This window comes from Casimicrobium huifangae, assembly GCF_009746125.1.
Taxonomy (GTDB): Bacteria; Pseudomonadota; Gammaproteobacteria; order Burkholderiales; family Casimicrobiaceae; genus Casimicrobium; species Casimicrobium huifangae.
This window is the reverse complement of record NZ_CP041352.1, coordinates 1,142,381-1,167,325: the sequence shown is the minus strand read 5'-3', so window position 1 is coordinate 1,167,325 and position 24,945 is coordinate 1,142,381. Positions and strand designations below refer to the sequence as shown.

Below are 24,945 nucleotides of genomic sequence, written 5' to 3'. Positions count from 1 at the left end.
ACACCGCCAACGACATGGCCTGGCCCCGCTCCGACCGCATTGTTTCCGGCCTGCGCCGACGCTTCGGCATTTCTGCGCCGAAACTCGCAGTGCGCGCGCACTGGTCATGGAAAGTCAAGGGCTCGATCATTGGCGTGGCACTGCTGGTGCTGGCCGGGCTGTTCTACGGCGGTTTTGACGCGGGCCGCATCTTTGCCGGCTTCAACGTCGGCAAAGTCAAGGAAGAGCAGGACCGCCTCGCCAGCGAGCTGCGTGCGCTGAAAAACGAGAACGAACTGCTGAAGCGCGACAACATCGAATTGACCAATTCATCGCAGATGGCAATCGGTGCCCGCGATGTGCTGTCCAAGCAGATCGTCGCCTTGCAGGCCGAGAACACCCAGCTCAAAGAAGAGACCGCCTTCTTCGAGAAGCTGCTGGGCAGCGCCACGGCCGGCAAGAACGGGCTCGCCGTGCAACGCCTGCAGGCCGAGCGCGAGACCGCCGACAGCTATCGCTTCCGCGCGCTGGTGGTGCAGGGCAGCGCCGAGGCAGCGTTCAAGGGCCGCCTGAGCATGACGGCGACCTTGATCACTGACAACAACAAACGCGTCACCCTCAACCTGCCAGAAGAACAGGCCGATCTGGTACCCTCTCTCGGGCTGGACTTCAAGACTTATCAGCGCGTCGAAGGACTGATCAAGGTACCGGCCAACGCGCAGTTGAAAACCCTGTTGGTGCGCGTGGTGCCTGCCGGCAGCGCCACCCCGAAAGCGCAGCAGTCGCTGCAACTTTGACCGGACGGCATGACGTCGGCTGCAAGCACGAGAGCGTCGCCCGTCAACCATTCCGAGGAGAACCATCATGTTCGGCAAGAAAAAGGCTCACGTCCCGCAAAAGCAGATCGACAGCCTGATCGGTTCGGCGACCACCATTGAGGGCGACGTCAATTTCGCCGGTGGCCTGCGCGTCGATGGCTGCGTCAAGGGCCACATTCATTCCGTCGGCGACGAGCCGTCAACGCTGGTCATCAGCGAAAAAGCCCGTGTCGAGGGCGAAATCAAGGTGTCACACGTGGTGATCGACGGCACCGTCGACGGCCCGGTGCACGCCACTGAGTATCTTGAGCTGCTGCCCAACGCCAAAATTACCGGTGACGTCAGCTACCGCACGCTGGAAATGCAGGTGGGCGCGGTGATTGAAGGACGTCTGCTGCACATCCAGACCGGATCGGCCGATGTTGTGGAACTCAAGCGCCTGTCGGGCGCCGGGACCGGCGCATCCGCCACCAACAAGGCGGCAGACACAAAGGCTGGTTCGGGCAAAGCTGCGGAAGCAAAGTAGCAGCACTGTCGGGTCGGTGACCCGGCGGACAAAGCCCTGTCGTTCGCGCGGTTGAATTGCGTCGCCAACGCCCCGATAATTGAGCATATTAGTCGGGCTTTGTGCGCCGCAGCGTTGTCTGTTCACCGCGCCGCATCCCGCCAGGAGTAATTCATGAATGCAATGACCGAACTGCCCGCCCCGATCAACTTCACCGATGCCGCCGCCAACAAGGTACGCGACCTGATCATCGACGAGCAGAACCCGAACCTGAAGCTGCGTGTGTTTGTCACCGGCGGCGGCTGCTCGGGCTTCCAGTATGGTTTCACTTTCGATGAGGACGTCAACGAAGACGACACCATCATGGAGAAGAACGAGGTCAAACTGCTGATCGACGCCATGAGCTACCAATACCTGGTTGGCGCTGAAATTGACTATACCGACGGTCTCGAAGGCGCCCAATTCGTCATCAAGAACCCGAACGCCACATCCACCTGCGGCTGCGGCAATTCGTTCAGTGCCTGAGCGCCCTCGCGACGACGCTCGTTGATCTCCCAAAAAAGGGCGCCCGTGGCGCCTTTTTTACGTCCGCCACGCCAATATCTTTTCTCCGACACTGTTGATTCAATTGGGCTTGAGGGGTCAAATAGGGAATAGTCGACTTCATGTCAAATAGAGCCTCATGCCCTTTGTAGCGGCCATTTCAATAAAAAGTTGTATCTGATCTGACCTCAGAATATGCTTGTCGCGGGCGTAGGTCTTGCTAGTAATCAATATCAAATTCAGGGGGCGTGATATGAAAAAACTGATGGTGCCGCTGTGCGCCTTGCTGCTGTTGCTGGCACCGCTCGCGTCCGTGGTCGCGGCGCCGCTCAAGCTGGTCATCCACGAGGAAAGTGGCGCCGAAGGCGAGCCGCTGCCGCCCCTGGCGCGCTACTCGGCGCTCAAGCGCGCGCTGGAGACGGCGCTCAGCCGGCCCGTCGAGATCGCCCTGACCCGCGACCGCCAGCGCGTCTACGAATGGATGGAGCGCAATCAGGCCGACGTGTTCATGACCAACGCCGCCGATCTGGCCGCCAAGGCGCTGACGGCGCTCGGCTACAACTTCATCGCCACCGCCCGCCCGGACGTCACCGTCCTCTTTGTTGGCAAGGGCGCCGCCGTCGATAACCTGAAAGCGCTCAGCGGTTTTGCCATCTCGATGCCGCGGCCAGAGACCATGTACGGCCAAGTCTGCGCCGCTGAACTGCGCGACTTTATCGGCAAGCAGTACACCGCGCGGGCCAACTCCGAGTACGCTGCCGTGGTCTACGCTGTCGAGAACAATCTCTCGGCCGTCGGCTGCATTCCGTCGAATTCCCGCGCCCGCGAAACGCTGCAGGGCAAGGGCATCAAAGTGATCTACGAGGGCCGCCCACAGCCGGCAATGCCGGTGGTTTCTTCGCTGGGTCTGCCCGCCGGCGATCGCGCTGCCATCGCCAAAGTGCTGACCAACTTCGAAGAAGGTGCGGCGGGCGACAGCGCGCTCAAGTCGCTCGGCGTCACCGGCTTTACCGAGGGCGGCGAAACCCGTCTGCGCATGCTGAACGGCTGGCTGAAAGGCACCAAGTAACGGTCGTCGGCGAGCCGTAAGGCTTCACCGCCGTCAGGCCGGATACACGGCGCCCAGTACACGAGGGCCGGTCGCCCCGGTGACGATGGACAGGTTGCCCGGCGCGCTGGCAAAACACTGCCGCGCCAGCCACGCGAAGGCGAGCGCCTCCACCTGCATCGGGTCAACGCCCCGCGCTGCGGTTGACCGCGCGCCTGGCAATTGCCGCATCAATGCGTCGTTGAACACACCGCCACCGCAAACCATCGCGGGTAATTGACCAATCGCCATGCCGACGGTGCGGGCGGTCAGCGCTGTCAGCGTCGCCTGCACGTCAACCGGGGTCAGCACCGTCTGGCGACGCGCCAGTGCTGCGTCGAGCCACGCCAGATTGAATCGCTCACGCCCGGTGCTTTTGGGTGCTGGCTGACTGAAGTAGGGATCGGCCAGCAAGTCGACCAGCAGTGCGGTATCCACCTCGCCTGTCGCGCCCCACTGGCCGCTGGCGTCGTAGGGCCTGCCGGTGTGCCGCTCGCACCACGCATCCAGCAACGTGTTCCCCGGCCCGGTATCGAAGCCACGCACCGGTTCCGGTGATCCCTTCGCGGGCAGAAGCGTCACATTGGCAATGCCGCCAATATTGATCACCGCGCGTGGCTCGTCATCCTGAAACACGGCGGCGTGGAACGCGGGTACCAGCGGCGCACCTTGCCCGCCCGCCGCGACATCACGGCTGCGGAAGTCGGCAACCACAGCAATTCCCGTCAGCTCGACCAACAGCGTCGGATGGTTGAGCTGCCAGGTAAAGCCGCGCTCCGGGCGATGACGAATGGTCTGGCCGTGAGCACCGATGGCGGCCACATCGCGCGTTTGCGTGCGGGTGCTAGCGAGCAGCGCCTTTACGGCATCGGCGTAGGCTCGTGCCAAGGCGACGGACGCGTCACCGGCGCGCTCAATCTCGTCGGCCCCCGATTGCATCAGCCCCTGCAGCGCCGCGCGCAACGCCGGGGCGAAGGGCACATGCACGTGACCAAGCGTCTGCACCCGCCCGTCGGCGAAATCGGCCAGCACCGCATCGACGCCGTCCACGCTGGTGCCGCTCATCAGGCCGATGTATCGCTCGTTCAGCAGCATGGGCGGCTTTCGCACAATGAGAAAATGGCGGCAATCGTATCAAGGCGGTGCCCGAAAGCGCCGGCCGCCATTCTGTCCATCATGTCCCTCGCCAATCTTTCCGCCCAGCAACAACTCGACGTCATGAAGCGCGGTTGCGACGAACTGCTCGTCGAAACCGAAATGCTCGCCAAGATCAAAAAGAGCATGGCAACCGGCAAGCCGCTGCGCGCCAAACTGGGGCTCGACCCCACGCGCCCGGACCTGCACCTCGGCCACAGCGTGGTGCTGAACAAGCTGCGCCAGTTTCAGGATCTCGGCCACACTGTGATCTTTCTTGTCGGTGATTTCACCTCGCTGATTGGCGATCCATCGGGTCGCAACGACACCCGCCCGCCACTGGATCGCGAACAGATCATCGAGAACGCGAAGACCTATCACGCACAGGCGAGCAAGGTGCTTGATCCGGAAAAAACCGAAATTCGCTACAACAGCGAATGGAGCGATCCGCTCGGCGCAGCCGGCATGATCAAGCTGGCGTCACGCTACACGGTCGCCCGCATGATGGAGCGCGAGGATTTCACGCAGCGCTTCAAGAACGGTGTGCCGATCGCCATCCACGAATTCCTTTACCCGTTGATGCAGGGCTACGACTCAGTCGCCCTGCATGCTGATATCGAGCTCGGTGGCACCGACCAGAAGTTCAACCTGCTGATGGGCCGCACGCTGCAGGCACAGTACGGGCAGGAGCAGCAATGCATCCTGACCATGCCACTGCTGGTCGGCCTCGACGGCGTCGAGAAGATGAGCAAGTCGAAAGACAACTACATTGGCCTCACCGAGCCGGCGAGCGAGATCTTCGGCAAGGTGATGTCGATCAGCGATGAGCTGATGTGGAACTACTACGAGCTGCTCTCTTTCAAACCAGTGGCGGACATCGCAGCCGTCAAGGCCAGGTGCGACAGCAAACAGATGAATCCGCGCGACGCCAAGGTGGCGCTCGCCATCGAGATTGCCGCGCGCTTCTCGTCGCAAGCCGATGCCGACCGTGCCTTTGCCGAGTTCGAAGCGCGCAAGACCGGCGCTGCACCCGAGCAAATGCCGGAAGTCACTATCCATTGCGCCGAAGACGGAATGCTCGCCACGCAGATCGCGAAGCAGGCCGACCTCGTCGCCAGCACCGGTGAGGCGGGCCGCCTGATCGAAGGCCGCGGCTTCAAGGTGGACGGTGAAGTGATCGAAGACCGTCACGTCAAGCTCGCGAAGGGCAAGACCTATGTGATCCAGGCTGGCAAACGCAAGTTTGCACGCGTCACGCTGTCCTGACCACCGAGGTCTGCTCAGATGTACATCTCGCTGACAGACCTGTTCAAGATCGGCATCGGGCCATCGTCCTCGCATACGGTGGGGCCGATGCGGGCAGCGCGGCGGTTTCTGATGGAGCTGCCGGACGGCATGCTCTCGCAGATTGCGCGCGTTCGCGTCGAACTGTTTGGCTCGCTGGCGCACACCGGGAAGGGGCACGGCACTGACGTTGCGATACAGCTTGGCTTTTGCGGCGAGCTGCCGGACGAAGTGGATACCGCGAGCATTCCGGCGCGCGTCGCCACGATTGCGCGTGAGCATTCAATCAGTCTACTCGGGCAGCAGCCGGTGCGCTTTCAGCCCCTGCTTGACATCCGCTACAACCTGAAGGACCTGCTGCCGCTGCATTCAAACGCGATGACCTTTCGCGCCTACAGTGACAACGCTGCTGAACCTGTTGCTGAACGCACGCTGTATTCGATCGGCGGCGGCTTCATCGTGGACGAAGACGAGGCCTTCGTCGGCAGCCCGCGCGGCGGTGAAGCGACGGTACCTTACCCCTTTGCGAGCATGGCCGAGCTGCTGCTGCACGGCAAACGCGAGCGGTTGCCGCTGATGGATCTGCTGCGCGCCAACGAGCATGCCCTGCGCGGTACGGCTGCAACGACTAGCTTCCTCGACCGCGTGATCGACACCTTCTTCACCTGCATCGACCGTGGCATTGTCACACGCGGTGAATTGCCGGGCGGGCTCAACGTGAAGCGGCGCGCGCCGGACATTCACCATCAGCTGACCGTAGAGCGCGGGCAGCGTCGAATAGCGCCACACAAGGTGCTCGACTGGGTGAGCGTGTACGCGATTGCAGTGAACGAAGAGAACGCGGCCGGTGGTCGCGTGGTCACCGCGCCTACCAATGGCGCGGCTGGAGTAGTGCCGGCGGTATTGCGTTATGCACGTGATTTTTGTGATGTTGAGCCGGAAGGCTTGCACGATTTCCTGCTCGTCGCATCCGCCGTGGGCGCGCTGTGCAAGATGAATGCGTCGATCTCCGGCGCCGAAGTGGGCTGTCAGGGCGAGGTGGGATCTGCCGCAGCAATGGCCGCCGCCGGTCTCGCTGCCGCATTCGGGGCCAGCAATGAGCAGATCGAGAACGCCGCCGAAATTGCCCTTGAACATCATCTTGGCATGACCTGCGACCCGATTGGCGGCCTGGTGCAGATCCCCTGCATTGAACGCAACGCGATGGGTGCAGTGAAGGCGATCAGCGCTACCTCGCTCGCGATGCGCGGCGACGGCACGCACCGCATCTCGCTAGATCAGGCGATCGACACCATGCGCCGCACCGGTGCCGACATGCAGGCGAAGTACAAAGAGACTTCACAGGGCGGGCTGGCGCTGGCGCAGGTGGAGTGCTAGCTTGAAGTGGGATGGTGTGCTGCCTTGGCTCGCGAAATTTTTCGCAGGCCTGGCGTTTGAGTTGTTGTTCTGGATTGCCATCGCAGTGTTGGCGGGTTTGTACGCATTATTCAAGTAACACCGCGATTGTTTTGATGTAGCGCTTTTCGCGCCATTGAATGGAGAAGTCAACCATGCTTGACCACATGACCTTCCGCGTCACCGACCTCGCTGCCACGCGCAAGCTGTACGAAGCTGCGCTCGCGCCGCTCGGCTACAAGGTGCTGCACGAATTCGAATTTGACGGTCAGAAGATGTTTGGCATGGGCTTCGACACCTCGGAAGGCACCAAGACGACGACCTGGTTCATTCAGGGCGCCTCCGAGTACGGTGAGCCTGTGACACGTGGCTGCCATCTGGCATGGAAAGCGCCGAATCGCGCTGCGGTAGATGCTTTCTACGCCGCAGCGATGGCCAACGGCGCGCGTGACAACGGCAAACCCGGTTTGCGCTCGCATTACCACCCGAACTACTACGGGGCCTTTGTGATCGACCTGCATGGCAACAACATCGAGGCAGTGACCCACCAGCCGGAATGACCTCCGCTTGACCGCAATCGTCTTCACGGCGTCACAATCGCCTCGTAAAAGCGTAGCGTGATCTTTCTCTGGATATTCACGATCTTCTGGTGCAGCGTCAGCTTCACCATGCTCTGGGTCACGATCAAAAGCCCGACACCGTGGTATGCCGTGGCCTTCGTGAGCCTGTTCGCACTGATTGGGGTTGGTCTGCTCGTGGCGCTCATCACGGGCCACTACCAGCGCTGGCGGACCGGCAAGATGACGCTGAGCGCATCGCCGACGCGGTTGACCGGTGGCGAAACAGTGACCCTGACCTTGCAAATTGCGAGCGATGAGTTCGCTGGACGTAACGTTCAATTCAAGCTCGATCTCGACGAGGCCGACGATGGCTGGTCAACACGGCAGACTTTGACCCAGACCGGCACGCTGCATGCCGCCCTGCGCCAGGCCGCTGCACGCATCACCCTGCCGGCGAACGCCCGGGCTAGCAGCAACAGCTGGCGCTGGCAGGCCAGCGCCCACGTTGACGGCCTCAAGTACTCAACCGCTGAGTGCATCATTGAGGTTGTGCGCAGTCCTGAAGCATCGGGGCCGTCCAGGGATACTGTTGCACTTGACGCTCTGGACAGCTTTGCGACGCCCACAACGCGCGCCTTAGCCGCAGCCGCAGCCCCACCCAACGCACGCGAGATAGCCCCCGGCAGTTGGCAATGGCAGGAGTCGTCGGCCGGGCTACGCGTCTTCGGCATCATCCTGATCGTGTTCGCGTTCTTCTGGCTGCGCAATACCGGCGACTTCGGCCTGATCCGATCACTCGCCTCGGGCCGGGACTTCTCATGGGGTGCGCTGGGCGTGGCGCTGTTCAGCCTGCCGTTCATCGCGGGCGGACTGGTGTTGATGGCCGTCGGTATCGCGCTGCTCGCGATGCGCATGCGCGGGACGGCGAGACGCGGTGAACTGGTGGTCGACACCCGTTTCCTGTTCTGGGGCTGGCACGTCGCCCGCATCCGCGCGAGCGAGATTGACCGCTTTCAGACGGCGGCCAGCATGACGAGCGGACCGACGATACTGCGCTACGCATTGGCCGTGCGCACAGCACGTGGCGCCGTGACGTTGCCCATCACCACCAAATCGATCGACGGCAGCGACCCCAAAGATGGACCGTCCCTGATTGCTCGCGCGCAGTGGCTCGCCGGCGTGCTGGGCATCCCCGGCGTCAGCTTTGACCCCGAGACAATGGCCAGCGACGAACCGCCGCTGCGCGATCTCTCCGCAGAACAGCGCCGTAACCTGCTCGGCCAAGCCCTTGGTCGGTTGATCGGCGGCGCCTTCGCACTGGGCCTGATCGGTTTCGCGCTGCTTTTCGTCTGGTCGCTGTGGTCAGCGCGGCCCTGACTGTTCGAGAAAGGCGAAACTGCTCAAGCCTGACCGCAATTGGCCGCGGTCGTGGTGGTCGAACTGTACCAATCGGCTGTGCCCGCGCCGCGCATTAATCGTGTGCTCCGCGTGAACCTGGAGCTCACTTTGTTCCCGCGCAGCGCAAACAAAGGCCGGCGCTGCTAAACCATCACGTGCCGTGTCATCACGTCGAACGGGGTCTTGGGTTCACCGCGCAGGCTCTCGGTGTCGAAGTAGTCATTCCAGCCGTTCTCGGCCAGCACCTGCAGATATGCGTCGCCGACGTCGGTATTGGCAAATCGCCAGACGCAAAAGTACTTCCACTGCTCCGCAGTCGCAGCGTGATTATTTTCACCCCACGCCACCGACTCCGCCTTGGGCCCAAGCCGTAGCCGCGTCAGCGCGGTCACCTTGCTGAGATAGGCGGTGCGCTCCGCCTGTGACAGTGCGTGCCAGCTGTTCCTGGGTTTCCACATGCCAATAAAAACCTGCATACGGTCCTGCCTCACAAAGTAGGGTTACGGTTGCACGCCGGAGAAAAAGGCGCGCACCATGTGGGTGACAATCTCGTCGGGCGAGTAGCTGTTGCCACGAAGCATGTACTCAAGCGTCGGGTCGCACGAACGGGCGTAAATCGCAGTGACGATATAGTCGGTGGGCAGCTCCAGCGCGAGAGCGCCTTCGGCCTTGCCCTGCTCGACCAGCGTCGACAACTCGGCGTTCAGCGTCAGCAAGGCCGCCAGATAGTCCTGATCGGTCATCAGCCCCTGCTCCAGAGCACTGTTGGTAGCCGGCAGGTGTGGGATGCTCCCCTTCAGGCGCTCGCGCAGCACCCAGTCAAGCATCTGGCGCAACTTGTCGCCCGCGCGCAGCGCCGGGTCAAGCTCATGCAGGCGCGCGATCGTGCGGTCAAACAGTCGCGTCATCGTTCGCGCCGCCAGCTTCTCCTTCGACGGAAAGTGCTTGTAAAGACTCGCCTTGGCAATACCGACTTCGGCCGCCACCACATCCATCGTCATTTCCTCGTAACCGAGGCGGCCGAGCAGTTGATGCGCGGCATTGAGGATGGCCTCCTCGCGCAATTCGAGCTGACGCAGACGATAAGGAGTTGCCAAGATTGAACTTTCTGGTAATAATTTGAACTACTGAGTTCACATTGCGACCAAACAGGTCGTTTGCGACGCTTTAGTCTACAACAGACCGCAGCGTGTTTAACCTATCCACTAGCCAAGGAGTCCTCAAAATGTTGATGAAAGCAATGCGCTATTCGCTCGGCGCTGCCGCAATGTCGCTGCTGTCCAGCGGTGCAATGGCCGCGGGCACGATCGTTGACGTCGCGGCCGGTAACGGCAATTTCAATACGCTGGTGGCAGCCGTCAAAGCCGCCGGCCTCGCCGAGACATTGTCCGGCAAGGGACCCTACACGGTATTTGCACCGACCGACGCGGCCTTCGCCAAGCTGCCACCGGGCACGGTTGACGCGCTGCTGAAGGATGTGCCGAAACTGAAGTCGATCCTGACTTACCACGTCGTCTCCGGTCAGGTGATGGCAAAGGACGTCAAAACTGGCGCCGTGCCCACGGTCAATGGGCAGTCGATCAACATCACCGCTGGTGCCGGCGGTGTCGCCGTCAACGACGCCAAAGTGACAGCAACGGATGTTGCCGCGTCGAACGGTGTGATTCATGTCGTCGACACCGTTTTGATGCCGAAGTAGTCCTGCGCCGCACAGGGCACACACGGTCTTACCCCCTGGCCGTGTGTGCCATCCCATCCACGGCACCCAGCCGCAGCGCTGCGACTATGTTGCCGCGCGCCTGGATGACCCACCCGATCCAACCGTCATTCACTATCGGAGCTGCCATGAAAATATTGCGCTATCTCGCTGGCCTCGCGCCCTTGCTGCTGCTCACTGCCTGCGGCAGCGATGACCACCCACCTGCCACCCCCGCCCCGGTACCCATCCTTGCCACCGCACAGGCGACGCCGGACTTGTCGTCGCTGGTAGCCGCAGTTCAGTTTGCCAGCGACAACAATGACTTGGTCAACTTGTTCGGAGCCTCCGGCACGCTCACGGTCTTCGCGCCGACCAACGCCGCCTTCGACGCCCTCGCCCGATCACTGACCGGCAATGCCAATGCCCGTGTCGCCGACATTCTGGTGCCCGCGAACAAGCCAATGATCAGGTCCGTGTTGCAGTATCACGTGCTGACCTCGGTCGTAGGCTCGACAGCGATCCCTTTCGGCAAAGCGATCACGCCGGCAGGTGGTGGGTACTTCAAGATTGACCAGGTCAGCGGCAAGCCGGTCATCACTGATGGGCGCAACCGCAAGAGCAACATCACAACCACAGACATCGCGGCAAGCAACGGCGTGGTGCACCTTGTCGACGGTGTGCTCCTGCCTGCCGACAAGACTGTGGTGCAGACTGCGATTGCTTCGGCGCCGGAATTCTCCAGTCTGGTTGCCGCGCTGCAATTTGCCAGCAATGACAACGATCTGGTCAACACCTTGTCTGGAACGGGGCCGTTTACCGTATTCGCCCCCACCAACGCGGCGTTTGACGCGCTTGCCCGAGAGCTCACCGGCAATGCCGCTGCAACAGCGACTGCTTTGCTGGTGCCCGAGAACAAAGCTCTGCTGCGTGCCGTCCTGACTTATCACGTTGTCGCCGCCCGCGTGCTGAAGGCAGAGATTGCCGTCAACACGCCAATAACGACGGTACAAGGACGAACCTTCGTCATTCAGGCGCCGACCAGCGGCGTCACCATTACCGATGGGCGCAACCGCGTTGCCAATATCACGGCCACTGATGTGCTCGCCAGCAACGGCGTGATTCACGTCATCGACAAGGTCATCCTGCCGCCGCAGTGATTGGCCGCTGCAAGGACGCAGCAACAGCCTGGTCTGCAAGAGGCGGCTGAATGCCGCCTCACACCACACTGCAGCCAACCATCACCTGTTCGCTGCCGTCAAGACGCGCACCGCTGTCTTCGCAACAAGAGGACCGCAGCGCCTCAGGTGCCCGGCCCCTGCGTTTTGGCTAGTTGCGACAACCTGCCTTGACCAGCTCGACCCGCCGGTTCTTGGCGCGGCCAAAGTCGCTGCCGTTGTCTGCCACCGGTTGCGTTTTGCCGTAGCCCTTGCTGCTGAGCCGCGCAGCGTCAGCACCGTGGCTGCCCAGCCATTGCTTCACACTGGCGGCGCGGGCTTCGGAGAGTTTCTGGTTGTAGTCATCACCGCCGACGTTGTCGGTATGCCCCTGCACCTCGACCGCGAAGCCTGTCGCCTGCTTGAGCACGGCTGCGGCGCGCGCGAGCACCACCTCCGACTCGGGTTTGATGGTGGCCTTGTTGAAGTCGAACGTCACGCCATACAGCGGCAGGCGACAATCCTTGTTGAGCTTGGCGGCCCAGTCGTCGCTGGCTGTGTCGGCAACGGAATACGATAACGACGCGCCGTACTCGTAGTCGAGCCGCGCCCAGATATCGCGGCCATTCTTGAGGTAGCGGGCGACGATGGTGCCGCCTGCACTGTCGGTCTCCGCCGGATAGAGGACCGTCCAGCCCGCCTTGACCAATGCCTCGCGATTGTCGCGGGTGAATTGCAGCGCCGAGAGGTTGGACGGCCCCTGATAGTGGCGGTAAACGGTTGATTGCCCGGCGACCGGTGCCTCGTTGCCGGCTTTGAAGGCGATGGTGACATCCAGCGAATCCGGCGAACGGCCCGCCGCCTTGAGCGTGGATCCGGGCCATGCCGTCAGATAAGGAATCGGATCGCGGTCAGTAAAGACTTCCGGCTTCGTGGCGGGCGGGTTGTGCACCAGGGTGTTGGCGCTGCCGCCAACCTCAATCAGCTCAAAGCTCACCTGCGCCTGCGGTCCATCGGCCGACATACGCAGCCACAGGTCCTTGCCATCACGCGCCGTGCGCCAGACGGCGGTGTCCTTGCTCTCCGCCAAGTACACGTTCTGCCAGCCCGCTGGCGCGAGTGCGCCCGACACCGCCTTATAGATGCGCTCCTCGGTGCCGTTGTAGAAGCCGGGCTTCTGCTCGCCAGCGGCCGGTTTGTAGAAGTACCAGCGGAAGTAATGCACGCCGCGCTTCGTGACTTTCGGAGCGCCGGCTTTGGTGGATTCGAATTCCGCATCAGCCAGCTCCTCCTTGATCAGACGCTGGTCGGGGTTGACGGTGATCTGCGGCGGCAACTTCACATAGTCAGGAAAGCCAAGATCGGCGTGGGCCAGCGCGGCCACTGCCACTGTGGCAGCAGCAAACAGACGGGCAACTACGGTCGATGCGGTCATGGGCGTCTCGGGCCGGGTGGAAAGGCGCAAAGTCTAGCGCCTCAAGGGCCACGATTGCTGTTGGCGTGGCCTGAAAGCACCGTCCCATGCGGCCCCGCTAAAATTTCAATTAATATGAGCAAAATCCTCCTCTCCCTCCCGGTCGGCCAGAAGGTCGGCATTGCCTTTTCCGGTGGTCTCGACACCTCGGCCGCGCTGGCCTGGATGCGCCACAAGGGCGCCATCCCTTACGCCTACACCGCCAACCTGGCGCAGCCCGACGAAGAAAACTACGACGACATCCCGAAGAAGGCGATGGCCTACGGCGCCGAGAACGCGCGCCTGGTCGATTGCCGTGAGGCGCTGGTGCATGAGGGGCTGGTAGCGTTGCAATGCGGCGCGTTCCACATTACCTCCGCCGGCAAGACTTACTTCAACAGCACGCCGCTGGGCCGCGCGGTCACCGGCACTGTACTGGTGAAGGCGATGCAGGAAGACAGTGTCAACATCTGGGGTGACGGCTCGACCTATAAAGGCAACGACATCGAGCGCTTCTACCGCTATGGCCTGATGGCCAATCCGTCGCTGAAAATCTACAAGCCCTGGCTCGACCAGACCTTCGTCAAGGAACTCGGTGGTCGCAAGGAAATGAGCGAATGGCTCAACGCCAAGGGCCACAACTACAAGATGAGCGTCGAGAAGGCTTACTCGACCGACAGCAACATCTGGGGCGCGACGCATGAAGCGAAGGACCTCGAGTTCCTCAACAAAGGCCTGCGCATCGTCAACCCGATCATGTCAGTCAAGCACTGGGACCAGTCGGTGCAGATTGCGCCGGAAGAAGTGAGCATCCGCTTCGAGGATGGCTTCCCAGTCGCAATCAATGGCAAGACCTTCGCGAGCCCGGTTGATCTGGTGCTGGAGGCGAACAAGATCGGCGGCCGCCACGGACTCGGCATCTCGGACCAGATCGAGAACCGCATCATCGAGGCCAAGAGCCGCGGCGTCTACGAAGGTCCCGGCATGGCGTTGCTCTACATCGCCTACGAACGCCTGATCTCGGCGATCCACAACGAAGGCACCATCGAGAATTACCGCACGATGGGCCGTCGCCTCGGTCGCCTGCTCTACGAAGGCCGCTGGTTCGACCCGCAAAGCCTGATGCTGCGCGACACGCTGCAAAAGTGGGTCGGCCGCGCCGTCACCGGCGAAGTATGGATCGAGTTGCGCCGCGGCGACGACTACACGCTGCTTGACACGCAAAGCCCGAACGCGACCTATCACCCGGAGCGCCTCTCGATGGAGCGCGTCGAGGACGAGGCATTCTCGCCGGCCGACCGCATCGGACAACTGACTATGCGTAACCTCGACATTACGGATTCGCGCGACAAGCTGGGCGTTTACGCCAAGGCGGGAATGCTGGCGGATGGTTCGGGCGAGGCGAAGCTGCTGGAAAGCAAGGGCGGCAGTAACCTCTAGACTGGCGACGCTCCACAGCCGTGAAGCTTTTCGCTTTGCTCACCCTGATGGTAAGCACTGCGAGCCACGGCGCTGTGGATCTGCTGGTTCCGGCGTATTTCTATCCAAGCGCCAGCGGCAGCGCGTGGAACACGCTCGTCGCGGCGGCGCAATCTGGCGCGCCGGTCACTGCGATCATGAATCCGGGCAGCGGCCCCGGTCTCGCGCCCAATAGCGACTACGTTGCCGCAGTGAACGCCCTGCGAGCTGCTGGCGGCAAGGTGCTGGGATACGTGCCCACCGGCTATGGCGGTTCGTCCGTCAGCCCCACCTCCACCTGTCAGCCCGCCGTCGGAAGCACTTACACCGCCACTGACGTACTCAACTGTGCTGCCCGCTACAAGCTCTGGTATTCGGTCGACGGCGTATTCCTCGACGAATTCACCAACACTACGGCCAGCGCTGCCCCAGCCACCCTGGCCTACTACCAGCAGATTTATGCCGGCCTCAAAGGCGTTAACGGCTTTGCCCGCGACTGGCTGGTGGTCGGCAATCCGGGCAGCGAGACGGTGGCGGATTACTTTGCCGATCCGGGCGGACCAACAGCCGATACGCTGGTGGTGTTTGAGAATGGCGCCGGTTATGCGACTCATTCGCCCGCCGCGTGGCAGGCCGACTACCCCGCCGCAGCGTTCGCGCATCTGATCCACAGCGAGCCGTCGGCCGCGACCGCAGCACAGGCGGTTGGACTTGCGGCCAGCCGTAACGCCCGCTATGTGTTTGTCACCAGCGATGTGCTCGACAACCCGTGGGACACATTGCCGCCCTACTTCAACTCGCTGGCACAGGCCGTTCGCGACCACAACGCGAACCATCCTGATCCCGTTTGCACCCTCGATCTCGACGGCGATGGCAATGTGATCGCCGGCACCGACGGCCTGCTGCTGTTGCGCGCGCTGCTGGGCATCCGCGGCCCGGCGCTGACGGCGAATGCGCTTGCCAGCGGCGCGGCGCGTACCGATCCCGCCGCCATCGTTGCGCTGGTTGCCACCATGATTGCCAACAGCACGCTGGACGTTGATCGTAATGGCACTGTGGGCGCTGGCGCCGACGGCGTGCTGCTGCTACGCATGATGCAGGGCATGACCGGCGCCAGCGTGCCCGCGCAGGCGCTGGCGAACGGGGCCCTCCGCCGCGCGTGGCCGTCGCTGCGCATGTATGTGAACGCCACCTGCGCCACAAGATTTCCCGCCAACCGGCCTGCCACACCGCCCACGGTCACGGTCGCCGCAGTAGGCGATCTGGCGCAGTGCAGCGGTACGCCGCCGGCGAGCCCAGCGTCGTCGGCCGTCGCGGCCGCCGCAGCGGCGCTGGGCCCGGGCGTTCCGCTGTTGCTGTTGGGCGATCTCGCTTACTACAGCGGCACGGCAACGGAGTTCGCGCAGTGTTACGACCCGATCTGGGGTGGAGCGCTAAAAGCGGCGTCGTACCCGGTACCTGGTAACCACGAATATGTGACTGCCAGCGCGGCACCTTACTACGCCTACTTCGGCAGCCGCGCGGGTGATCCCGCTCGGGGCTACTACAGCACGGATTTCGGCGACTGGCACCTGATCGCCCTGAACAGCAATCTGCCGATGACCGCCGGCTCTGCCCAAGAGGCCTGGCTGCGGGCCGATTTGCTGGCCAATGCCGGCAAGCGCTGCAAACTGGCGTACTGGCATCACCCTCGCTTTTCCTCGTCCGATGGACACGGCAGCGACCCGCTCTCGGCGGCGATCTGGGACGCGCTATATGAGTTTCGGGTTGATCTCGTGCTCAACGGGCACGATCACGTCTATGAGCGCTTCGCGCCGCAAACCCCTGCCCAGTTGCCCGACGCACGTGGAATTCGTGCATTTGCAATTGGTACCGGTGGCGCTGCCAGCTACGGCTTCCGGTCAGTGCCCGAACCCAACAGCGCCGTCCGCACCAGCGGGCAGTTTGGCCTGGTGCGCTTTGACCTGCGCCCGGGCGAATACACGTGGCAAACCATCGCTGCCGCGGGCTCGACGCTCAATGACGCGGGCAGCGCAAGGTGCAATTTGTAGCTTGGGGTACGAGGGACGCGGCGAGCTTTCAGCCCATCAGCTTTTTGCTCAAATGACGTCCGAATTGGGCTCGACTCAGTAAAGTACGCCATGTCGACTTTTGACTATTTCGCAGTCTGAGCCCAGTGCCGTATGGGTTTCTACAGAGAAGCTGATGGGTTTTCTGCGCCCCAGTCTGCTGCCACCCGCAGCACTTTGGCCGGCGCAGCATAATCGCGGCATGGATCGCAAACCTCTGAAATCGTCCAAGCTCCGCGCCGCCGGCTACGACGAACGCCAGCGCATAATGGAGATCGAGTTTGCCAACGGTGATGTGTGGGAATACAAGGCGGTATCGCCCGAACTGTTCCGGCAGCTGATGGCGTCTCCCTCGCCGAACAGTTTTTTCGAAGACAAGATCGAGGAAGCGTTCTCCGGCAAGCGAATCGGCAAGGTCAGCAAGACCAACGCCGCCGCCGACTTTGACGCGCTTTTTGGCGGCAAATCAAACGACTAATGAGCGCCGCCCGTTAAGCTAGCGCCTTCTTGGTTCTCCCGCATCGTTGGCAGCGTCATGACGGGCCGACGGAATTCAGCATGGCTTGGTGGCAAAAAACCGGTACAACCCGACCTCGCAGCAGCGTCCTTGCGCTGGGCGTGCTCGCCGCCGGCGCTGCGGTAGCAACCGCCTCGTGGTGGCGCGGTACCGCCGTTGAAGTGGCCACCGTCACCGCTGGCCCGATCCAGCATTCGCTGGTGTTTTCCGCGCGGGTCGCAAGTGTCGCCCGCACGGACATCTCGAGCACGCTGACCGCCCGCGTGGAGCGCATACAGGTCCGCGAGGGGGACGCCGTCAAGGCTGGGCAATTGCTGATCGCGCTCGACGACAGCGACCTGCGCGCGCAGGCACAACAGGCGCAGGCCGCGCTCGCCACCGCCGAGGCGCGGCTGAAGTCGCAGTTTGATCTGGCCGCCCCGGTTGCCGCCCAGGCCGTCGCGCAAGGCAAGGCCAATCTCGATTTTGCGCAAAGCGAACTGGAGCGCAATCGCGCGCTGCATGGCAAGGGTTTCATCGGCGACGCGCGGCTGCAGGACGCCGAGCGCGCCCTCGTCAGCGCCCGCGCTGCCTACCAGCAGGCGGTCGCACAGGCCGGTGCCAACACCCGCGGCGGCGCCGAAGCGGCCGCCAGCGAGGCGCGCGTGCGTGAGGCGCAAGGTGCGCTGCAGATTGTGCGCGCCAAACTGGAACAAAGCCGCATCGTGGCGCCCGCTGACGGCCGCATCATCTTCCGCAGCGTCGAGGCGGGTGACGTGGCGCAGCCGGGCAAAAAGCTGCTCACGCTGGCCACCAGCGGCGAGACCCGCCTGATCGGGCAAATCGACGAAAAGAACCTGAGTCTGCTGCGCGAGGGCATGCGCGCGGTGGCGTCTGCCGACGCCTTCCCGACGCAGAAATTCGACGCCGAGCTGATCTATCTGGCGCCGTCGGTGGACGTTACGCGCGGTACGGTGGAGGCGCGGTTGCGCGTGGACAAGCCGCCGGCCTTTTTGCGCGATGACATGACGGTGTCGGCGGAAGTGGTGGTGGCACGCAAGGCGAACACGCTGAGCATCCCGGCCGGCGCGATCCGCGAGGCGAGCGGACAGCAGGTGGTGCTCACCATCGCTGACGGCAACCACGGGGCGGCCGAAGAGCGGGCGGTCAAGGTGGGCGTGCGCTCGCTGCAACGCGCCGAAATTCTCGATGGACTGAAGGCGGGCGACCTCGTCTTGCTGGACGACCGCATTCGTGCAGGCCAGCGGGTGCGGGGTGTGGCCCCGGTTGCGCCAACACGGCCCCGCAACGTCGAACTGCCGATGTAGCGCGGCTGTGAGCACCGCAACTGGCCCGAAGTTCGCACCATGATGCGCTTTGAACTGCAGATTGCACTGCGCTTCCTGCGCGAGGGGCGTGCCCAGTCGGCGTTGATCGTCGGTGGTGTGATGGTCGGTGTGGCCGTGGTGGTGTTCATCTCGGCGCTGGTCACCGGCCTGCAGTCCAACACCATCCGCCGCACGCTGGGCGCGCAGGCGCACATCGTGGCCAAACCAGTGGAGCCGGCAGCACGGGTGCAGATCGACGCCGGCGAGGCCAGCATCGCGCTGGTGCAAACAGCGCCGCGCAAGATCCGCTCGATCGACAACTGGCAGCAGGTGATGACGGCCTTTGAAGCGGTGCCTGGCGTCGTGGCGGCGTCGCCGATGGCGTCCGGCCCGGCCATTGCGCTGCGCGGCGAGGGCCGCAACGCAGTCACGGTGTTTGGCGTTGATCTCGCGCGCTACGACCGCATCGTCGATCTGCGCGACAAGCTTGCGGCGGGCAACCTGCGGCTGGAGCCCGGTGATGTGCTGGTGGGGCTTGAATTGGCCCGCGACCTCGGCGCCGACATCGGTGACCGCATCACCATCACGGATGGCACAGCGGGCAGCGCCGGGGAGCGCCTTCAGATCGTCGGCATGATTGACCCCGGCAACCGCGACCTGAGCCGGCGTTCCGTCTACCTGCCGCTGCACGTGGCGCAGAATTTTCTCGGGCTCCCTGGCGGCGTGACCTCAATCGACCTGCGCGTACAGGACGTTTTTGCTGCCAACACCGTCGCCGACCGCGTGGCCCGCGTCGCACCGCTCACCGTGGAGAGCTGGATGCTCACCAACAACCAGTTGCTCTCCGCGCTGAATGCGCAGACGATGGCGACCGGCATGATTCGCATCTTCGTATCAATCGTGGTCATGCTCGGCATCGCCAGCGTACTGGTCGTTGCCGTTGTCCAGAAAACACGGGAAATTGGCATCCTGCGCGCGATGGGCGCGTCACGCGGGCAGATGCTGCGGGTGTTCCTGCTGCAGGGTGGTCTAGTTGGGCTGTTTGGTTCGATGCTGGGGGCCGGCCTGTCGGCGGTGCTGATCTTCGGCTTCAGCCATTTCGTCCGTGGCGCCGATGGCAACCCGCTGTTCCCGATTGCGCTCACTGGCCCGCTCCTGGCCTACGCTTGCATCACCGCCACACTCTGCGGCATGCTGGCAGCAATTGCGCCAGCGCGGCGCGCAGCGCGGCTCGACCCGGCACTGGCGATGCGCGCATGAACAACGCTGGCGACGTGCTGCGGCTCACCGCAATCAGAAAGTCCTACAACATCGGCACGCCGGTCGAAGCGGAGATCCTGCACGGCATCAACCTGACCGTCGCCGCTGGCGAGTTCACCGCGCTGATCGGGCCGTCCGGCTCTGGCAAGAGCACCCTGCTCAATACCATCGGGCTGCTGGAAGCGCCGACGTCCGGCGAGGTGGAAATTGCGGGGAATTTGGTGAGCTACCGGGATGACGACACGCTGACCCGCCTGCGCTCACAGACGCTCGGCTTCGTGTTCCAGTTTCATCACCTGTTGCCTGCCTTTTCCGCGCTTGAGAACGTGCTGATGCCGCAGGTCATCGCCGGCAACCGCATCACCGAGGCATTGCGCCGCGAGGCCCTGCAACTGCTGGAGTCGGTCGGCCTGCGCGGCGCCGAAAACAAGAAACCGGCGGAGCTCTCCGGCGGCATGCAGCAGCGGGTTGCCATTGCCCGGGCGCTGTCCATCCGCCCGGCACTGGTGCTCGCCGACGAGCCTACCGGCAACCTCGACACCAGGACCGCCGCCGACATCTTCGCCATGTTGCGCACCTTCAACCGCGACTTCGGCACCTCGTTCCTGATTGTCACCCACGACCCGCGGCTGGCCGCCACCTGCGACCGACGGGTGACGCTGGCCGACGGCCAGATCGTTGCCGACGAGCGCTAGCGCCGATTTGGCGCCACAGCGAACCCTTACACTTGAGGGTTTTCCAGCTTCGCAGGCCCGCCATGCCTTCGTTTGACACCGTTTCCGAGCTCAACTGGGTCGAAATCCGCAACGCGCTTGACCAGGCCAACAAGGAAGTCAGCAACCGTTTCGATTTCAAGGGCTCCGACGCCCGCGCCGAGCTGAACGAGAAAGAGAAGACGATGACCGTCTACGCTGACGACGAGTTCAAGCTCGGGCAGGTCGACGAGGTGCTGCTCAACAAGTTCGCCAAACGAGGCGTGGACATCCGCTCGATCGAGAAGGGCAAGTCCGAGAAGATCGGCGGCGACAAGGTGAAGCGCATCGACAAGCTGAAGGAAGGCCTCGAGTCCGAGCTGGCGAAAAAAGTCGTCAAGTTGCTCAAGGACAGCAAGATGAAAGTCACCGGCTCCATCCAGGGCACAACGGTGCGCGTATCCGGCAACAAGAAGGATGACCTGCAGGCCGCGATGGCCCTGATCAAGAAGGACATCACCGAACTGCCGCTGCAGTTCAACAACTTCCGCGACTGATTCGCTCGCCAGTGATACGCCCCATCATTGCCGCACTGTGCCTTGCATTGACGCTCGGCGCCTGTCAGCCGGCCAATCCTCCTCCGACACCGCTGCCGACCAAAGAAAAGACCATCGACAAGGTGAAGACAGAAATCGACAAGGCGATGCAGCAGGCGCAGAGCATCCGCGACGCCGAAGATCAGCCAAAGAAAGGTGACTGACCGATGAATTTCCGCCCTTCAGGCGCCGCCCGCGCACTGGCCACCATGATTGCGGCCAGCGGCCTGCTGTTTGTCCACGCCGCGCAGGCGCAGAGTGACCCCAACATCGTCATTGCGCAAAACACGCAGGCGGCGCCGGCCGGTGCTGCCACGTCGGCCGATGGGCGCAATGCCGATACGTGGTTGCGTGACGGGGACCGCATTTATGTCGGCTTCAGCCCCTACACCGAGCACTTCCGCAACAACCCGGAATACGCCAAGCACACCTATCTGGTCGATCTCGGCATCCAGAGCCAGTACGACAAAGTGTGGGGGTCGGATGCCACGCTGTTCGGTCTGGCGATTTTCAAGAACTCGTACGGCCAGCCGTCGCAGTACATCTACTGGGGCCAGCAGTGGGACATCAAACCCTGGCTGTATGCCAAGGTCACGGCCGGTCTGCTGCATGGCTACAAGGGTAAGTACAAGACCAACATCCCATTCAACGATCTTGGCGTGGCGCCGGCGATCATCCCGTCGGTGGGATTGCGTTATGGCAACTTCCGCGTTGAAGGTGTTGTGCTCGGTTTTTCTGCGCTGATGTTTAACGTCGGCTACACCTTCTAGGTAGCGGTGATGGCATTGCGCCCCGGCTTTACGGTCGAATCAATGAAGAGTCGCGGCGTCGGCAAGCTGCCGGGCCTGCTCGGGATTGAGCTGCTGTCGGTCGAAGAAGGCCTGATGACGGCCGAGCTCAAGGTGCGCGAAGAATTACTGGCACCGAACGGCTATCTGCATGCCGCGACCGTAGTCGCACTCGCCGACACGATGTGCGGCTATGGCTGCATCGCGCATTTGCCCGATGGCGCCAAAGGCTTCACCACCATCGAACTGAAGAGCAACCACCTGGGCACCGCGCTCGACGGCACCATCTGGGTAGAGGCGCGGCCGCAGCACCTCGGCCGCACCACGCAGGTGTGGGACGCCACCGTGCGTCACCGCGAGACGGGCAAGACCATCGCGCTGTTCCGTTGTACGCAGATGGTGTTGTGGCCATCGGCTTCCTGACCGCCGACCGGCAAACCGTGAGCAGTCAAGCGTTGATCACGGCCGGCCGCGAACTCTGCGCTGCCGTTGATGGGCTACGTTTTTCGCCGCCAGTTACCCATGTGCTGAATCCACTCGACTACGCGTGGGCGCCACATGAACAGTATCTCCGCCGGTTTGGCGAAGGCCACAAGCGGGTAGTCTTTCTCGGCATGAACCCCGGCCCCTTCGGCATGGTGCAAGTCGGTGTGCCGTTCGGTGAGGTCAACGCGGTGCGTAACTGGATGCGGATCGACACACCGGTCGGCCAACCAAAGACGCCCAATCCGTCGCGCCCGGTGGAAGGTTTTGCCTGTCAACGCTCCGAGGTGTCGGGCCAGCGTTTGTGGGCCTTGTTTGCTGAACGCTACCCGCGCGCCGACGATTTTTTTGCCGATCACTTCGTGCTGAACTACTGCCCGCTGGCGTTCTTCGACAAGGCGCGCAACGTGACACCGGACAAACTGCCGAAAGGCGAAACGGCGCCGCTCTACGCTGCCTGTGACGCGCACCTGCGTGCCTGTGTCGATGCGCTGGCGCCGCAGTGGTTGATTGGCATCGGCAAGTTTGCCGAGAATCAGGCGCGACTGGCCATCGGCCAGTCATCGCCCGAAGTCAGGATCGGCACCATCCTGCACCCCAGCCCGGCAAGCCCGATTGCCAACCGCGGCTGGGCGCCGCAGGCTGCAGCGCAGCTGGCGGCACTGGGCATCTGGTAGACGCGGGCGGCGCACCGCCCACTGCGCGTCACTTCAGGATCGTCTCCTGCATGAAGCGCACCATCGCATAAAAGTAGAAATCAGCGTTCTCCTTGCGGGCGAAGCCGTGGCCTTCGTTTTCGGCGCGCAGGTACCAGACCATCGATCCGTTACCGCGTGCCTTGGCGACGATCTGCTCGGCCTCGGTGTACGGCACGCGCGGATCATTCTTGCCCTGCACTACCAGCAGCGGTTTCTTGATCTTGTGCGCGTTGGTCAGCGGCGAAATGCTGTGCAGAAACTCGCGCATCTTCGGATCGCGCTCGTCGCCGTACTCGACGCGACGGAGATCACGGCGATAGCTCTCGGTGGTTTCGAGAAAGGTAACGAAGTGCGAGATACCCACCGAGTCGATCGCGCCAGCGATGCGGTCCGGGTAGTTGGTGGAGACCGCAAGCGTCATGTAGCCACCATAGCTGCCCCCGGTCACCAGCACGCGGCTGGCGTCGAGATCCGGCTGGGTGGCGATCCAGTCGAGCAGCGCGCCGATGTCCTTGACCGAGTCCTCACGCTTGTAACCGTTGTCGAGATCGAGGAAGGTTTTGCCGAAACCCGACGAACCGCGGACATTGGGCTGGATCACGGTGATGCCGAGCTGGTCGACGAAGTAGTTCCAGCGACCGGAGAATCCGATGCGCGCCTGTGCCTCCGGGCCGCCGTGGATGTTGATCACCACTGGGCGCTTGCCGCTGAAGCGAGCTGGCGCGCGGTTGATCAGGCCGGAGATTTCGAGTCCGTCAAAGCTCTTCCAGGTGATGACTTCCTGCGACTTGAAAGCGCTGGTGTCCATCGCACTGACCGCTTTCGTCCACTGCGTCAGCTTGCCGGTGGCGGGGTGCAACACGTAGACGTCGCCTGGCGAGCGCGCGCTCACCATGTTGAGCACGATCTCATGCGATTTGCGGCGGGTGCTGACCGAGCTGACGGTGCCGTCGGGGATGCCCTTGACTTCAATCGGCTTCAAAGTTTTGCCGTCGAAGGCACGCAGTTCGTGCTTGCCGCGTACATTGAGCCGGGTGTAGATGACGGGTGAATCTTCGTCCTCATCGTCATCTTCCGACGCGCCATCAACATCGTACGGCACGCCTTTGGTCAGCGAACGCACAGCCTTGCTCTGCAAGTCGTAAAGCATCAGTTCACGGAATTCGCCATCACGGTCGCTGACGAAGAAGATGCCCTTGCCATCGCGACTGAAACGCCCCCCCAGATGGCTGGCGCGCGTCTTGTCATCGGCCGGCAGCAGGCGGGTACGCTGCCAGTTCTGCACATCCAGCAGCCACAGCTCGCTTTCGTTGGCCGAGACGTAGCGCGTCAGCGCGAGCTGATTGCCCGCTCGGTTGAAACTGCCACCGAACCAGCCAGTGCCGGGCAACTCGGCGATCACCCGCGCTTTCTCCGGATGCAAGGGGTCGAGCAGGCGGTAGACCGTGCTGATGTTCTTGCGCTGCTCGGCGTTGAGATTGCGGTCAAGTGGCACCGAGGCAAGCAGCAGCTCGCCGGTCGATTTGCCATTGACCCGGCGCCACGGGCCGCGCGCGTGGCGGAAGTTGCTGTCGGTCAGTTGTACCGACGATTGCCCTGCTGCATCCTGACGGAAGAGCTGGAACGCTTCGGAGCCACCCTTGCTCGCTTCGAAGACGATGTACTTGCCCTCGCCGGGCTCGATGGTGGCGCCGCTGACCGGATCGGGATGTCTGGTGATTGCTTCCAGCTCACCCATTGGCGACTTCAGCCAGTACAGTTGATTGGTGCTGCTGCCGGCGGCCCGATGGAACACCATCATCTCGGCTTTCTTCGGGTGCCAGCCAACGTAACGGTGGCCGCGAAACTCGGTGTATTGCGCGACGCTATCGGCGATTGACTTCGGAATCGGCGGGATACCCTCAAGGTGCAGATTGGCGTTGGGCGCGACCACGGCTGGATCCGCCGTGGCGTTGCTCGCAATATTGGCAGGCGTTGCGGGTGCTTGCGCGAGCACGGACAGCGAGAGTGCGGCCGCAGCGGCAGCGAGCGTGCTGCGGCGAAGGAACAGTGTCATGAACGGATTCTC

Annotated in this window: 26 protein-coding genes; 21 read left to right on the top strand and 5 right to left on the bottom strand. The window is 62.9% G+C overall.

Going from position 1 to position 24,945, the window contains the following annotated elements; translation table 11 throughout:
* The first annotated feature begins 14 nt into the window (after positions 1-14).
* From FKL89_RS05430 to FKL89_RS05415, 4 genes are all read left to right on the top strand, one after another.
* Positions 15-776, top strand: coding sequence for a DUF6776 family protein (locus tag FKL89_RS05430; protein ID WP_156861800.1), 762 nt, complete (start codon positions 15-17; stop codon positions 774-776).
* Between the two features lie 67 nt (positions 777-843).
* A complete protein-coding gene (locus FKL89_RS05425) occupies positions 844-1,323 on the top strand; it encodes a bactofilin family protein (protein WP_156861799.1) in 480 nt (159 codons plus the stop codon).
* Between the two features lie 153 nt (positions 1,324-1,476).
* Positions 1,477-1,827, top strand: a complete 351-nt coding sequence (gene erpA / locus FKL89_RS05420) for an iron-sulfur cluster insertion protein ErpA (RefSeq protein ID WP_156861798.1) — start codon at positions 1,477-1,479, stop codon at positions 1,825-1,827.
* A gap of 271 nt (positions 1,828-2,098) precedes the next feature.
* On the top strand, positions 2,099-2,914 hold the full coding sequence (locus FKL89_RS05415) for a phosphate/phosphite/phosphonate ABC transporter substrate-binding protein (protein WP_156861797.1): 816 nt from the start codon (positions 2,099-2,101) through the stop codon (positions 2,912-2,914).
* A gap of 33 nt (positions 2,915-2,947) precedes the next feature.
* Here FKL89_RS05415 and FKL89_RS05410 read toward each other — a convergent pair whose 3' ends face one another.
* Positions 2,948-4,027: an anhydro-N-acetylmuramic acid kinase gene (locus tag FKL89_RS05410; protein WP_156861796.1), complete on the bottom strand. Its 1,080-nt coding sequence runs from the start codon at positions 4,025-4,027 to the stop codon at positions 2,948-2,950.
* Positions 4,028-4,108: 81 nt separating this feature from the next.
* Between FKL89_RS05410 and tyrS the strand changes: the two genes are divergently transcribed.
* The 4 genes from tyrS (at position 4,109) to FKL89_RS05390 (ending at position 8,682) form a co-directional block, all read left to right on the top strand.
* Positions 4,109-5,332, top strand: a complete 1,224-nt coding sequence (tyrS, locus tag FKL89_RS05405; RefSeq protein WP_156864560.1) for a tyrosine--tRNA ligase — start codon at positions 4,109-4,111, stop codon at positions 5,330-5,332.
* Between the two features lie 18 nt (positions 5,333-5,350).
* The gene (locus FKL89_RS05400) at positions 5,351-6,727 is read left to right on the top strand and encodes an L-serine ammonia-lyase (protein ID WP_156861795.1); all 1,377 of its coding nucleotides are present in this window, start codon (positions 5,351-5,353) and stop codon (positions 6,725-6,727) included.
* 173 nt (positions 6,728-6,900) lie between these two features.
* Entirely contained in the window at positions 6,901-7,305 is a 405-nt protein-coding gene (locus FKL89_RS05395) for a VOC family protein (RefSeq protein ID WP_156861794.1), read from the top strand.
* A gap of 57 nt (positions 7,306-7,362) precedes the next feature.
* A complete protein-coding gene (locus FKL89_RS05390) occupies positions 7,363-8,682 on the top strand; it encodes a hypothetical protein (protein WP_156861793.1) in 1,320 nt (439 codons plus the stop codon).
* Between the two features lie 164 nt (positions 8,683-8,846).
* Here FKL89_RS05390 and FKL89_RS05385 read toward each other — a convergent pair whose 3' ends face one another.
* Positions 8,847-9,179 (bottom strand): DUF6616 family protein, encoded by a 333-nt coding sequence (locus FKL89_RS05385; protein ID WP_337786226.1) that lies wholly within the window; start codon positions 9,177-9,179, stop codon positions 8,847-8,849.
* A 24-nt stretch (positions 9,180-9,203) separates the two neighbouring features.
* Entirely contained in the window at positions 9,204-9,800 is a 597-nt protein-coding gene (locus FKL89_RS05380; protein ID WP_162527399.1) for a TetR/AcrR family transcriptional regulator, read from the bottom strand.
* Positions 9,801-9,970: 170 nt separating this feature from the next.
* Between FKL89_RS05380 and FKL89_RS05375 the strand changes: the two genes are divergently transcribed.
* Together FKL89_RS05375 and FKL89_RS05370 are read left to right on the top strand one after the other, a co-directional pair.
* Complete coding sequence (locus FKL89_RS05375; protein WP_420361142.1) at positions 9,971-10,402, top strand: fasciclin domain-containing protein; 432 nt, start codon at positions 9,971-9,973, stop codon at positions 10,400-10,402.
* A gap of 146 nt (positions 10,403-10,548) precedes the next feature.
* Positions 10,549-11,559: a fasciclin domain-containing protein gene (locus FKL89_RS05370; protein WP_156861790.1), complete on the top strand. Its 1,011-nt coding sequence runs from the start codon at positions 10,549-10,551 to the stop codon at positions 11,557-11,559.
* Positions 11,560-11,728: 169 nt separating this feature from the next.
* Here the strand turns inward: FKL89_RS05370 and FKL89_RS05365 are convergent, their stop codons facing one another.
* Positions 11,729-12,991: an OmpA family protein gene (locus FKL89_RS05365; RefSeq protein WP_156861789.1), complete on the bottom strand. Its 1,263-nt coding sequence runs from the start codon at positions 12,989-12,991 to the stop codon at positions 11,729-11,731.
* Positions 12,992-13,105: 114 nt separating this feature from the next.
* Here FKL89_RS05365 and argG point away from each other — a divergent pair, with 114 nt between their 5' ends.
* From argG to FKL89_RS05310, 11 genes are all read left to right on the top strand, one after another.
* On the top strand, positions 13,106-14,449 hold the full coding sequence (gene argG / locus FKL89_RS05360) for an argininosuccinate synthase (protein WP_156861788.1): 1,344 nt from the start codon (positions 13,106-13,108) through the stop codon (positions 14,447-14,449).
* A 20-nt stretch (positions 14,450-14,469) separates the two neighbouring features.
* Positions 14,470-16,518, top strand: a complete 2,049-nt coding sequence (locus FKL89_RS05355; RefSeq protein ID WP_156861787.1) for a spherulation-specific family 4 protein — start codon at positions 14,470-14,472, stop codon at positions 16,516-16,518.
* A 220-nt stretch (positions 16,519-16,738) separates the two neighbouring features.
* Positions 16,739-17,014: a KTSC domain-containing protein gene (locus FKL89_RS05350; RefSeq protein WP_238363494.1), complete on the top strand. Its 276-nt coding sequence runs from the start codon at positions 16,739-16,741 to the stop codon at positions 17,012-17,014.
* Positions 17,015-17,094: 80 nt separating this feature from the next.
* Complete coding sequence (locus FKL89_RS05345; protein WP_156861785.1) at positions 17,095-18,360, top strand: efflux RND transporter periplasmic adaptor subunit; 1,266 nt, start codon at positions 17,095-17,097, stop codon at positions 18,358-18,360.
* A 39-nt stretch (positions 18,361-18,399) separates the two neighbouring features.
* Complete coding sequence (locus FKL89_RS05340) at positions 18,400-19,620, top strand: ABC transporter permease (RefSeq protein WP_156861784.1); 1,221 nt, start codon at positions 18,400-18,402, stop codon at positions 19,618-19,620.
* Complete coding sequence (locus FKL89_RS05335) at positions 19,617-20,315, top strand: ABC transporter ATP-binding protein (RefSeq protein WP_156861783.1); 699 nt, start codon at positions 19,617-19,619, stop codon at positions 20,313-20,315. The genes FKL89_RS05340 and FKL89_RS05335 overlap by 4 nt, the downstream gene beginning before the upstream one ends.
* 62 nt (positions 20,316-20,377) lie before the next feature.
* Complete coding sequence (locus FKL89_RS05330) at positions 20,378-20,869, top strand: YajQ family cyclic di-GMP-binding protein (protein WP_156861782.1); 492 nt, start codon at positions 20,378-20,380, stop codon at positions 20,867-20,869.
* 47 nt (positions 20,870-20,916) lie between these two features.
* Positions 20,917-21,072 carry a hypothetical protein gene (locus FKL89_RS05325; protein WP_156861781.1) on the top strand — a complete coding sequence of 52 codons (156 nt, stop codon included), beginning with the start codon at positions 20,917-20,919 and terminating at the stop codon, positions 21,070-21,072.
* Between the two features lie 3 nt (positions 21,073-21,075).
* The gene (locus FKL89_RS05320) at positions 21,076-21,678 is read left to right on the top strand and encodes a sn-glycerol-3-phosphate transporter (protein WP_156861780.1); all 603 of its coding nucleotides are present in this window, start codon (positions 21,076-21,078) and stop codon (positions 21,676-21,678) included.
* Between the two features lie 6 nt (positions 21,679-21,684).
* Positions 21,685-22,119 (top strand): PaaI family thioesterase, encoded by a 435-nt coding sequence (locus FKL89_RS05315; protein ID WP_156861779.1) that lies wholly within the window; start codon positions 21,685-21,687, stop codon positions 22,117-22,119.
* 17 nt (positions 22,120-22,136) lie between these two features.
* The gene (locus tag FKL89_RS05310) at positions 22,137-22,856 is read left to right on the top strand and encodes a uracil-DNA glycosylase family protein (protein WP_156864558.1); all 720 of its coding nucleotides are present in this window, start codon (positions 22,137-22,139) and stop codon (positions 22,854-22,856) included.
* A gap of 28 nt (positions 22,857-22,884) precedes the next feature.
* Here the strand turns inward: FKL89_RS05310 and FKL89_RS05305 are convergent, their stop codons facing one another.
* Positions 22,885-24,933 carry a S9 family peptidase gene (locus tag FKL89_RS05305; RefSeq protein ID WP_156861778.1) on the bottom strand — a complete coding sequence of 683 codons (2,049 nt, stop codon included), beginning with the start codon at positions 24,931-24,933 and terminating at the stop codon, positions 22,885-22,887.
* Between the last annotated feature and the right edge of the window lie 12 nt (positions 24,934-24,945).